Annotated in this window: 5 protein-coding genes; 4 read left to right on the top strand and 1 reads right to left on the bottom strand. The window is 71.1% G+C overall.

Annotated features, from left to right (window positions below; all coding sequences use genetic code 11):
- Positions 1–65: 65 nt before the first annotated feature.
- Both ABZS42_RS03795 and ABZS42_RS03800 read left to right on the top strand, forming a co-directional pair.
- Positions 66–3,734: an AAA domain-containing protein gene (locus ABZS42_RS03795; RefSeq protein ID WP_355142259.1), complete on the top strand. Its 3,669-nt coding sequence runs from the start codon at positions 66–68 to the stop codon at positions 3,732–3,734.
- Positions 3,731–9,544, top strand: a complete 5,814-nt coding sequence (locus ABZS42_RS03800) for an ATP-binding protein (RefSeq protein ID WP_355142261.1) — start codon at positions 3,731–3,733, stop codon at positions 9,542–9,544. The genes ABZS42_RS03795 and ABZS42_RS03800 overlap by 4 nt, the downstream gene beginning before the upstream one ends.
- On the opposite strand, the gene ABZS42_RS03805 is transcribed toward ABZS42_RS03800, so the two are convergent.
- A complete protein-coding gene (locus ABZS42_RS03805; protein WP_355142263.1) occupies positions 9,545–10,729 on the bottom strand; it encodes a hypothetical protein in 1,185 nt (394 codons plus the stop codon).
- A 196-nt stretch (positions 10,730–10,925) separates the two neighbouring features.
- On the opposite strand from ABZS42_RS03805, the gene ABZS42_RS03810 reads away from it, so the two are divergent.
- Entirely contained in the window at positions 10,926–12,209 is a 1,284-nt protein-coding gene (locus ABZS42_RS03810; RefSeq protein WP_355142265.1) for a S1 RNA-binding domain-containing protein, read from the top strand.
- Positions 12,210–12,270: 61 nt separating this feature from the next.
- Positions 12,271–12,690, top strand: a complete 420-nt coding sequence (locus ABZS42_RS03815) for a DUF4231 domain-containing protein (RefSeq protein WP_355142267.1) — start codon at positions 12,271–12,273, stop codon at positions 12,688–12,690.
- Positions 12,691–13,069 lie beyond the last annotated feature (379 nt).

Raw genomic sequence — 13,069 nt, forward strand, 5'->3', positions numbered from 1 at the left:
TCACGAAGCGGTCATGCGGGCCCCGCCCGCTCCGACCCGCTGCCGGGCGAAGAAGCGGAGCGCGGATGACAGACGACGTCGACAGGCTCATCCACCATCTGTGTGTCGACCCGGCGACCGCCCGCTATGGCCCGTACACGCTCCCACCGACCGGAGACACGCTGCCCCGCGGTGTGGACCTGCTCCCCGGTCGCCTGCGGCGGTACCGGCTCATCGATCGCGTCGGCAAGGCCGTGGACCTGCACGCCTACGTCGGCCTCGCCGAGGTAGGCGGTCAACTGTGGGAGCAGGAGGTGCGTGTCCTGCTGCGCCTCGGTGCCTCCGGGCAGGACGCCCTGCCGGAGGTGCTGGACGGCGGCTACGAGGAGCCGGAGGCCACCGCGAAGATGGGCTCCTCCGCGAATGGGGTCGCGGTGATCGCGGCCGCCGGTTCGGACCGCACCCTCGCCGATCCCGGTGCCGCCGCCTGGATGCGCTCGCAACCCGCGCTCGCGCTCGCCCAGTTCCAGCGACTCGCGGAGGCGCTCGCCGAACTGCACGATCTCGGCGTCCTGCACCGGAACCTGGTTCCCGGATCGATCCTCGCGGACACCTCGACGGGTGCGCGGATCTGGATCGCCCGCTTCGAGATGAGCGCGCTCATCGGAAATCTGCTGCGCCGCAGCGTCGACTCGACCGCGCAGCGGAGCGAGTTGCGGACGCTGTTCCTGGGCCCGGGCGCGCCGGACGCACGGACCCTCTCCTGCCAGCCCTTCGAACGACTCGCGTTCCTCTGCGCCGAATCGTCGACCGAGCCGCTGCGCGAGACTCCCACGTCGGACGTGTACAGCTTGGCCGCCGTGGTGTGGGACTGGTTCTGCGACGCCACGGTTCTGGACGCCGACCCGCTTCCCGACGACCTGGTGGCGCGCCACCGGGAGATCCATCGACGGATGATCGCTGCGCTGTCCGGGGACGAGGTCCCGAGCCGCCTGGCCGCACTCCTGCGCGCGATGCTCGACGAGCGTCCAGCCAACCGGCCCACGACCGCCGAGGTGTGCCGGCAACTGGCTGTCGACGTCGACACGATCATGTGGCACCTGTTGGGAGCCGAGCCGGAACGGCCCTACCTCGTCGTCGACATCCCGCGCGAGTGCATCCCCACACTGGCTGGCTGGCAGTGGCTGGGCCATTCGACCGACACGCCGGAGTCGCGGGACGAACTCGCCGCGTGGATGCACCACGAGCTGGCCAACGCGAAGCTCATGCACTCGATCAATGGCGCGGTGCCGTTCGTGCGTACCGGCGGGATAGAGGAGCGCCGTCAGGCTCGGACCGTGCTCGTGGGCCGCTCGGCGCTGTGGTTCTGCCAGCACTACCAGCGCCGCGCCTGGGGATCGTTCGGGCCGCCCCTCGACAACGCTCTGATCATCAAGTACGTGGCCGCGCGCGAGCACCCGTCGACCCGGCGCGTTTTCGAGGAGCTGCGGCGCACCTCCGCCGCAGTGGACGTGCCGGCGATCGAGGTCGTGAACATGGATGTCGCGGACTCGGTGATGGACGCGCAACTGGCCGGCCGCCCGTCGTGGAAGCCGCTGCGGGACCGGCTGACGGACGGATCACCAGACCAGGTCGCGCACCACGAGTACGCGGCAGCCCTGGACTGGTTGCTCTCCTACCAGGGCGCGGAGCTCAACGCCCGCACCTACGCCTACGTGCGGACCGACACCTCCCCCCACAGGGTCACCATCGAATGGGAACCGGACCGCGAGCGCAGGTACGTCAACTCCGACGCCCTCCTGACCAAGTTCGTCGACTCCCCCTGGCTGCGACCGGCGATGGGCGATTTCTTCCTCGGCATCGAGGACGACGACCAGGCGTCCGCCGGGGTCGAGATCCTGCCCGACCGGGGCGGACGCCCCGGTTCCGAGCCGATCCGGTCGGTCTGGACGGTGGTGCCGGAGCGGTTGGGGGACGACCGAATTGTCTTGCACCGGTCGGAAGGGACGGAGCGGATACCGGAGCGTGGGTGGATCAGGCCCCGTTCCGATCGGGGTCAGCGGGCTGCGCTGGCGCGCCAGGCGGCAGCGCGTTTGGACCTGACGCGCACCCGTGGGTTGCTCAGCCAGTTGCGCAGTCCGCGGTCGGTGCGCCTACGCCAGCGCCGGTGGGCGCACGCCGGAGACCGGCTGCAGGGCGAGCTCAGTCGTGCCGTCGTTCGCGACCTGCTGACCCACCGGCCGTTCTACGCCGTTCAGGGGCCACCCGGCACCGGGAAGACGACGGTGGTCAGTGAAGCCGTCGCCAGCTACCTGGTGGAGGAGCCCGCAGCTCGGGTGCTGATCTCGGCGCAGTCGGGTCACGCGCTGGACAACCTCGCCCAACGCATTCTGCACCGCGTCGGCGAGCTCGGCGCCGACGGCGCACCGACCGACCGGATGGACCTCACCGCAATGCGTGTCATGTCCCGCAGTGGCTCGCTGCCACATCAGGACATCATGCCGTGGACACGGAACGTGCTCGCGGTGCGCTCGGCGGAGCGGACCCGGCGGCGGGTGGACGAGGTGCTGGCCGGTGACGTGCGGGACGACCTGCGCGACGCGCTGCTGAGGTGGCGCGGCCTGCTCGACCCCGCCACGGGTGAGAACGTCCTGCCAGAGCTGGGCGACCGGCTCGAACGCTCCGCCAACCTGGTCTTCGCCACGTGTGTGACCGCGACTCCGCAGACCGTCACCCCGGGAGGCACCCGCAGCCGGTTCGACTGGGTGATCGTCGAGGAGGCCGCCAAGGCGTGGCCGACCGAGCTGGCGATGCCCCTGACCTGCGGCACGTCCTGGACCCTGGTCGGGGACCACCGGCAGCTCGGTGCCCACCGGCGCGCCGACTTCGAGCGCTTCATCGACAGCTGCGTCGGAGATCCCGCACCCGAGCTGGCGATGCTGGCCGAGCAGCGGGAGGTCTACCTCGGCGCGTTCGACACGCTTCGCCAGCTGTTCGACCGGCTGCCCGACACGGAGAGCGAACGCGGGCGGTTGCCGCTGCGTCAGCTCACCACCCAGTTCCGGATGCGCGAGCCGATCGCCCAGGTGGTGAGCCGGGTGTTCTACCCGGTGTCGGATCAGGTGAACGCCGACGGGTTGCCTCCCGGCCTGCTGCACACCGGCGCCGACATCCCGGCGGCACCGATCCGCTCCCCCGAGCCGCTGCGCGGCCAGTCGCTGGTGTGGCTGGACACCCGCGACGTCCCCGACTGCAGCGACGAACCGCGCTGGATCAACCGGGGCGAGGCCCGGCTGCTGGCCGCCCTCGTCGACCACATCACGCCCCGACCGCAACCGCGTCAGCACGGCTACAGCTCGGAGCCGTTGGCGGTGCTGAGCCCGTACCGCGCGCAGGCACGGCTGCTGCAGCAGCACGATGCGCTACGCCCGTACATCTCGACGATCCACGCCTTCCAGGGGCGCGAGGCCGACGTCGTGCTCGTGTCGCTGGTGCGCGACCGCCGTCACGGGCCGGCCGGTGTGGCGTGGAGCAGCCTCGGGCACCTCGCCCAACCGAACCTCATCAACGTCATGTTGTCCCGCGCCCGGCGCCTCCTCGTGATCGTCGGGAACTTCCAGCATTTCAGGAACAGCGACGGCGACGTCGGTGCCGAGACCGGGGCGACGGGGGACGGACCGTTCTGGGGTCGGCTCTGTTCGGCGATCGAGCACTACGGTGTGGTCCTGCCGGCGGCGGAGGTGATCGAGGGATGACCACCACGGTGTTGCACCTCCCCTGCGAGACCGGCCAGGTCCGGGTCAAGCTGGGCTTCGGGGACAGTCTCTCACCGCTCGAAGAGACCACGTTGCGCGTCGTCGGGGCGGCCGGCGATCCGAGTGACGGTACGGCCCGGCCGGTCGACGTACAGGTCCTCGCACGCCTGATGGGGCTGGGCCATCGGGTGGTCCTCGATCTGGTCCACGATCTCTGGCGAGCGGGTCATCTGGTCGTGGACTTCGCCACGGGATCGATCGATCTCAGCCCCGACGTGGCCGAGCTGTGGCGCACCGGACGGCTCGCCGAGCTCTCCGGTGTGGACGCCGAGGAACGCGCGATCGAGTTGATGATCGAGCCGCTGACGGGCCACGTGAGTCCGGCCAATGGCCGACGATCTCCAGAGGACCATCTGACGGCCGTGCGGGCGCTGGCGTCTTCCGCCCTGTCGCTGGCCGACGCGGCACAGGCCGACCTGCACGCCGCCGCGCGGGACTGGTTGTGGCAGCAGGACCGGTCCGAGCAGTCGGCGACGGGCGACCCGACGACCGATCTCGCCACGACGAGCACCTGGTCACGGCCACGGCGGATCCTGTCCATCCGCACCCCGACCGCCGACCAACGTGCCAACGGCGCCCAGCGGTGGATGCGCCTCCAGGTCCGATCCGAGGTCAGCGAGGCCACCGAACGCCTCATCGTCAAGGTCGTCGACGCCCGGTTCCCGGCGGATCGTCGTGAACGGGCATCGGACGTGTTGACGCGTCTCGTGGAGGAGAACCCGCGCAGCCAGTGGGCGATACGCCTACGGGAGGCGGCTGAACAACGGCTTCCCGAGCCACCCGGTGTCGAGGAGCTGATCGAGCGGCTGACCAGCGACGCGGCCAGGTGCGCGGGCACCGTGGCCGGTCAGCGCGGCAACGAACATCTCACCCTCGCCGCCGAGGCCCGTCGGATCGAGGCGATGCTGGCCGCGCGGATCGACCGCGAGATGGACATCGACGTGGTGAGCGGTCCGGACGACCACGACGAGGTGGTGCGCCGGATGATCGACACCGCGCAGCGCCAACTCGTGATCGTCTGCCCGTTCGTCACCTACTCGGCACTGGCCCCGCTGGTTCCGGCCCTGCGCCGGGCGATCGACCGGGGCGTGCAGGTCGTGGTGGTGTGGGGCGTCGGACACCGGTACCGGTTGCCCGAGGACGTGGAGAACGCCCTCAACAGCCTGGTGCGGATGTCGCGCGCGACGCCTCTGCTGCGACCGCAGGTGCCGGCTCGGACCCACGCCAAGGTGGTCGTCCGCGACGACCGCGAGGCGCTGGTCACCTCGCGCAACCTGCTCTCCGCCAATCCTCAGCGCCACGACATCGGCGTGCTGGTGCGGGTACCCGACGGTGGTGGTGACGAGGCCATCCGCGATCTGCTCGCGTGGGTACGCACCAACGTGCCGGGGACGATCAGTCGCAGCATCCTGCACCACACCCACGACTTCGACCGGACGGCCCCGGTGGCTCAGCGCACCGTCGAGGCGCTCCCGGCGCCGCCGCCGGACGACGACGAACACCCCGAATCCGTGGAGGCCTGGGCCCGCGCCTGGCAGGCGCACGCCGACTGGCTGCGCGGGCGGCTGACCGAACGGAGCAGACCCGCGGTCCGGCTGGTCGAGGACGGCACCCACCGGGAGCTGCTGTGGCACGCTCTGCGGAACGCCCGCCGCCGCCTGGTGGTCACGTCGGGACGACTGAGCGACGAGATCGTCGACAGTCGCATGGTGGAAGCCATCCGTCGACTGCTCGACGCCGGCGTCGCGGTGACCGTGGGCTATGACCCGAAGGGCAGGACGGATCGTTTCGTCGACGCGCACGAGGCGCTCTCCGCTCTCGCCACGACGTACCCGCAACGCTTCCGGCTACACGTCGACAGCGGTCACGCCAAGGTCCTCGTGTGGGACGACGAGGTGGTCGTGGGCAGCTACAACTACCTGTCCCAGGGCGGGTACGGAGCGCACGGGGGCCGGCACACGCTCAGTACCGAGCTGAGCGTCCGGTTCTCGGACGCAGCGCTGGCCGACCGCCTCGCCGAGCAGTGCGGCGAACCCGACCACGTCACTCGGCAGGTGTCCAGGGCTGCCCAGCCACCCGCCGTACCCGCCGCCCAGCGGTACGACCGTGCGGTGTCGGAGGCCGTCCGGACGCTGGTGGACCGCGCCCAGGCCGGGGGACCCGCTGCCGGCGTGGTCCGGGCGGTGCTGGAGTGCAGCGAAGCGGATCCGTGGCAGGTCGTCGACGCGCTGATTGAGGTCGGCGCGGAGGGCCTCGCCCAGGTCGCGGCGGCGTACTGCCAGACCGAGCGCGCCGGGAACACCGACGCGGCCGTCGTCCGCCGGTGCCGCCGGCACCTCGTCGGTGGCCTGTGGCGGGACCGCCGGTACATGGAGGCGGCTCTGGTGGGCGGCGCGGACTCGCACGAGGACCTCGAGCCTCGCGCGCCGCTGATGCTGGCGGCGGCCGCCCGCGGCCTGCCCGGCGCCGGCGACGCACTGTTCACGGCCACGATCGGCGAGAACACCGACGCGGAAAACGAAGCACTACTGATCATCGCGGCCGGTGAGCTGCTCACCAACCCGGACGAGTCGACAACCCTCGCGGCCGGGGAGCTCGCGACGCGCGTCGCCGGCCCGTGGGCGGAGCTGGCCCGCTCGGCGACCGAACTCGTCGACCGGACGGTCGGGGCGTCCGTCTTCGCTCTCATGGCCTCGGTGACATGGGCACGGCAGCGGGACACCCGGATCGCGGCGGCGTGGGAGCAGATGGAACGCAAGCTCGCCGAGGCGCAGCCGGAACCGTCGCGCATCGAGGGTGCGCTCAAGACACACTCTGCGCTGTTCAAGGCCAGTGGGCCGTTCGGACGGATCGGCGACATGGTCCGACGCCGGGACATGTCCGCCCTGAGCCGGCTCCTCGACGCCGAGTTCCCGCCGCTCCGCATGGTCGATGAGACCGTCGGCCGGCTGCTCGACCGGACCTGGCAGGCAGTCGCGCCCCGCTCGAAGCTCTTCGTCGGCAGGCCGCGCGCGATGTACGTCCGCCGGCTCGCGGAGGTGGTCTCGGCGGCCCGTCACCTGCTGGAGATCGTCGCCGAAGACGCGTCGCCGCCGGAGCATCACGCCGAGCTGCGGGCCGCCGCCGAACAGTTCGCCGACGGGTACGGGCGGCTGCGCCCGAACCTCCTCGACACCGGGCCGCTGGCGGCTCCGCTCGCCGCGACCCTGCGCGACGAGCTGGACCACCTCGTCGCCGGTGATCAGCCGGCGCTGCGCGTCGAGGTCCCCGATGAGATTGCCGAGGATCTTGTGGGACTGGTGCGGATCTGGCCGGGGCGGTGGAGCTACCCCAGCCTGGCGGCGAGGGTGCACCGCTCGGCCGCCGGCCTCACACCGCCGGAGGCGGCCCGCCTTCTCCTCGCCGATCTGGACCTCGTGCAGCCGGACCCGCAGGAGGCGGCGGGACGGCTCGTCGCCGCCGGGGAGTTCGCCGCCGCGGAAGACCTGCGTCGGGCACACGTCCTGAGCGCAGTTGTCGCCGAGCAGATGCTCGCGGAGCTGGACGTCGCGCGCACGGCCGCCGTTTCGCGAATCGGGTACGAGGTGAACGCGCTGCGCCGACGGGCCCGCCGCGCCGGGCTCAGTATCGATCGCCCCGACATCGCCGAAGCAGCGGCGGACCGCCGGGCTGACGCGGAGGAACTACTTTCCCTGATGGAGACCGAGGTTCGCGACGCCGAGACGGCATGCGCCACGAACCTGCGCGACGCACTCCACGAGCGGACGTCCGAACTGCGTCGCACGTCGGACGACGCCGATCTCCGGACGATCGACGCCTGGGCGGCGATCGTCGAGGAGTGCATCGAGGCGCGGGAGTTCGATGTCGCGCGGCGGTTACTGGACGACGACGAGCCGGTCGAGATGCCGTCGCCGGGTCCGCGCGCCATCCCGGCGCTCGCCGATGTCTGGCCGTTCGGGCAGTCGTCGCGGGGGATGGCGCTCTCGTGGTACTTCGGCGGGCACCTGGATGCCCCGCTGACCTTTCCGTCCTGGCGTCCGCCCGAGGCGGACAACGCCGCCTGGGCCCTCCTCACCGCGCTTCACGAATTGGCTGAGCCGATCACGGCGCGGCAGGCGGCGGGCGTGCGCATGACGCTGCAGCGGCTCGTGGGCGGGGAACACGGCATCTACTCCGTCCAGCAGATCGGTAACGGCCACCTGACCCGGATCTGGCTGCCCGACTACGGCATGCTGCCGGCACTGCCCATCCTCGGCCGCAACGGGATGGCGGTCTGGATAGCCGGGCCGGACGAGCCACCACCGGTGGACGGTCCGCTGCTGTGGCTCGTGCCCGGCTTCGACGGTCCAGGCCGACCCCGGCCCGGCGTCGCCGTCGTGGACCTGGCGTTCCTGCTCCGGCTCGCGGCGCCCGTACCGGAGCCGCCGGCGCCGACGATCACCCGGTTCGTCGGCCTGCTACGGCGGATCGGGACCCAGCTCGGGCCCACGCCGCTGCTGGCCGACGCGTACGGCCCCGTCTCCGAACCACAGGTCCTCTGGCTGCTGCACCTGCTCGGTCAGCCCGTCGACGGGGTCACCGTCGAGGCGGTGCACCACGACTGCGGCGGCCGGCTGGAGGTGCTCGGTCCCCTGCTGGACGCCCTGTTCACCGATCCCGCCCGGTCGGAGCGGCTCGATGTCGCCGCCCTCAACCGGGTGCGCAACGACGACACGTGGCGCGAGAACGCCACGGACCGCCTGCTCCAGCCCTTGGCCGGTGACCTGCCGGCGCTACTGGCGCTGCGGATCGCTGCAGCGTTCTGCGGGCCGGTGTTCGACGAGGAGGATCTGCGCGAGGGCATTGCGGCGGTGGGTGCTGAGGCGCACGCCCAGCTCGTCATCGCGCACACCGATCTCGCGTTGGCGCTGCGCAAGCTGCTGCATACCGGCCTGCTCGTCGAGGTGCCGACCGGGGCGTACCGCCTGCCGGCGAACGGGATACAAGACCTGCTGACGACGAAGCGCCCCCGGCACAACCCGGACGACCTGGCGAGGACCGCGGTGGAGGTCACCCACCAGGCTCTGACGGAGGCGATGGCGGTACGGCGGGCGGCCATCAGCGAGCGGGTGGTGCAGCTCATCGGCCACCACGTCGCCGGCCGCCTGGCCACCGCGCGCAGTGCCCTGGACGAAGGCAACATCGAGCGTGTGGCCGGCGTCCTCGACGCCCAGCGGTCGATCCTCGAGATGTACCGGGCGGCCACCGAGCCGAACCAGACCTTCGCACTCGTCGAGTTGCTGCGGGAGACGGCCAGGGACATCTACCACACCAACCCGGACGTCAAGTGCGAGGTCGACGGCGACGAGTCGCTGCGGGTCACGGCCAATCGGTGGTTGACCGGACAGGCCTTTCACAACCTGTTCGACAACAGTCGCCGCGCCTGTGAGGCGACCGGCCGTGGTTTCGGGCAGCTGAGGGTCAGGGTCACGGCCGTCGCGTCCGTGGATGCCGTACCCACGTGCCGGATCGACATCGAGGATGACGGCGTCGGCGTCTCGCCGGACGTACGGGACCGGCTGCGCAGGGGTGGACGCAGCTCGGCCTGGGGCGGCCGCGGCATCGGGGTGCGGACGGCCACGGAGTGGATTGCCGACTTCGGTGGGACGCTGCATCTGATGGACGGGACGGGTTCGCTGGGCGGCGCTCACGTCAGAGTCGTGCTCCCGCTCGCCGTCGACGGCACCGACGTGTCGGCGGGCGATTCCTGATCAGTTCCGTACCCGCCAAAGCCGGCAGAACTCGTCGACCTTGCGGGCCGCATCCTCGATCGGCTCCAAGAGGATCGCCTGGTTCACTTCGCCGTACGCCACGCGGCAGTCCTGCATCTGCCGCGCGCCGACGCTGCCGGGTGCCACACTGGCGTTGGCCCGTTCCCTCGTCCGCAAGGCGTGCTCCAGCCAGGTCTTAAGCCGGTGCTGTCGATCGGCCTCGGCGTCGGAGACGAGGAACCGCACCGTCCGCTGTAAGGGCTCCCACCAGTCCCGCTGCTGCTTGTCGACGATGTCGACCAGCCGGAACTCCTTGCAATGGGCAACGCTGCCGTACGTACTGCGGTCCGGGGCGTTCGCGGTCACCAGCGCGGCCGGTATCTCGGTTGCGTTGCACAGGTAGCTCACGATGTCCTGACCGCGCTTGTCGTCCCGGTCCGGGGTGAGGTGCAGGTCCACGAGTGCACCGTCGATGCCGTCGAGACCGCGATCGCGGAGGGCCTGCCACTCCTCGATGCTCTGGACCCGCACGCACCGGTACGTCGGCTCCAGCCGGCCGCAGATCTCCTCCAGCATGTCCGGGTCGTCCTCCACGACCAGCAGCCGCTTACGTCTGCGTGGGCCGTGCCGACGGATCCGGTCGACACCCCGGTCGTCGGGGAAGATCGCCGTGAAGCGGTCCAGATCGGCGAGGCGGTCCTGGGCGGGGTCGTCCAAGCCGGCGATCCGCTCGATCAGCTTCCGCCGGGCCTCGCCGACGGCGCCGCGCAGCAGCGTGTCGAGCATCCCGGGCGACGGGGCCTGCCGCCACATCCGGGTGAGTCCATCGATGTCCGCTCCGGCCTGGACTCCGGTGACGAAGTCCCAGGCGTCCACCCGGCAGCGTTCGGGGATCAGCCGGTACCTGCCGCTGTTGCGGGGGCCGGTCTCGATCGGCACCCCGTACTCGCGCAGCTTACGCATGCGCTGGTGCACCGCACTCTCGGTGAGCTGGCCCCGGCCCGACGGCGGCCGCCACGTCCGGACGGCCTGCCAGGTGTAGACCCAGCCATCCCTCGCGGTCACCAGTGCCAGCAACGCCTCGGCGGGCTTGCCGTCAAGGACGGCTGTCTTCGCTCCGCCTCGGCGCAGCACGACCGGCCCCAGCACCAGGATCTCCAACCGCTCGCCCAGACCGGAACTCACACCGCCACCCTAACCGCCGGGATCCAGCCGTCGTCTGTGGTGAAACCGGCCTGCGTCGACGCTGAAATCCGCGGGCGGAAAAGGGAAGAAGCTCAGCCCGATCTCAGCGATGGAATCTGCCGGTTTCAGCCCGGCGCACCGACCATCGTCGTATCTCGGAGCCACCGGGGCTTCGAGAACGAGCAGAGGAGCCACCATGTTCAACCGACTCATCCGGGACCGCGGCCCCGTCTCCGGCAACGTCTTCGTGGTCATGCCGTTCGGCAAGCGTGACTTCCACAACGACCAGGGCGACGTGGTGCACTACGACTTCGACGAGCACTACCACGAGGTCCTCGTGCCGGTGATCGAGGGCGCCGGTCTCAACCCGGTGCGCACCGACTCGCTGTACGACGGCGGCGACACGGTCCTCGACAACGTCTGGGCCCGGCTCCAGGAGGGACAGATCGTCATCGTCGACCTCACCGGGTCGAACCGCAACGTGATGATCGAGTTCGCCTGGGCGTACCTGCTCAACAAGCCGATCATCCCGCTGACCCAGTGCGCGGGCGACGTGCCGTCCGACCTGCCGGGGCTGCGCTACATCTCGTACAGCCAGGGCTGGAAGGACATGGAGCGGATGAAGGGCGAGCTGCGCAGCCGGCTGGACATCCTCCGCGAGGAGGCCCACGCCGAGCTGCGACTGGTGCCGATGGCGACGAGCACCATTCGTCCCGTGCCGGCGCGGGTGGTCAACGTCAGCCGGGAGCACGTGGTGGTCGAGGCCGAGAAGGGCCAGTACGGCGTCCTCGGCCCGGCCGACGTCGACCTGACGCGCATCGTCAGCGACATGGCGCAGCGCTTCTCCGCCGGCGAGGTGCTCGACGGCGCCTTCGAGACCAGCGACGGCCACACCCGGTACACGCTGGTCGCCGGGCAGAGCAACCCGTGGCCGCAGCTGGCGGCGGACTTCCCGTCCGCGCACGTCTTCACCGGGAAGGTGGTCAACGTGGTCGCCGGCGTCGGCGCCTTCGTCCACGTGGCCCACGGGGTCAACGGCCTGATCCCGGCAGCGGCCCTCAAGGGTGTCCGACTCACCGTGGGCACGAAGGTCACCGCCGGCGTGGTGAAGGTCGACCCCCGGCAGCGGCGGATCCACCTCGCCCTGGTCGAGGCCGACGAGAGGCGGGTCACCGTCCTGCGGCCCCAGGTGGCCGTGCCGCACAAGCGGGGCGAGCGGTGCGACGCCGAAGTGGTCAAGGTGATGCCGGAGCAGGGCCGCTCCGGCGGGTACGCGCTGGTCGAGCTGCCCGGCTCCGGGCGTACCGCCATGCTGCACTGCACCGACATGAGCCCGGAGGTGCGCGCGGACCTCAACCGCGGCCGGCTCGAGCGGGGCGAGCTGCTGGCGGTGGAGATCACCGACGTCAACGAGCAGGGCCGCATCCGGGTCCGCGACCTGGAGGGCGAGACCGAGGCCCCGGCGGAGCTGGCCGCCTGAGCGCCGGTGGGGCGACCTGCGGGCCGCCCCACCGGCACCATCGAGAAACGAGGTGAACCCGATGACCGACAACAACTACGCGCTCGCCGTGACGGACGCTTCCTACGAGTGGTACCTCGTCGCCGCGAAACGGTCCCGCCGGGCGTACCGGCGCTGCGAGGCCATCACCATCGCGCTGTCCACGGCCATTCCGATCGTCGCGGCCTTCCTGCCGAGCGCCACCCTGCTCACCGCCGCGCTCGGGTCGTGCCTGATGATCATCGCCGGGCTCCGGGCGATGTTCCACTGGCAGGAGAACTACCTGCGCTTCAGCCACGCACGGGAATCCGTGGAGGGCGTCCGACGGCTGTACCGGGTCGGCGCCGCGCCGTACGACGACCCGGCCACGCGCGACCAGCGACTCGTCGTGGCCGTCACGCAGATCGAGCGCGACGAGATGCGTCGGTGGACGAAACTCGCGGAGGAGCGAGTGGCGCGGTGACGTCCCCCCAACCGCACCGACGGTGGCCCGGGTTCAACCCGGGCCACCAGCATGTCCCGTCCCAGGTGGCGCGGCGCGAACCGCCTTGCGTCGGCGCCGCGTTGTGGGCCATAGTCGTTCCATGATCTCGTACCGGAAGGGCGGCGACGCCCTGGCGCTGTGAGCGCCCCCGCGCGGCGCAACGATGCCGCGGAACATCCACAGGCCGTTCGCAGCGGCAGCCCCCATGACCTGTGGCGGCAGGCCATCCGAATCCGTCAGGAATGGCTCGGCCACGGCTTGTCCACACAGCCGGCTGACAAGTCGACCGCCGAGCGGTGCCTGACTGCCATCTACGCCCGGGCATCGCGGCCGCGACCTCGTTTCGAATGGGTCGACT

It is taken from the genome of Micromonospora sp. NPDC005367 (assembly GCF_040606825.1).
Classification (GTDB): domain Bacteria; phylum Actinomycetota; class Actinomycetes; order Mycobacteriales; family Micromonosporaceae; genus Micromonospora.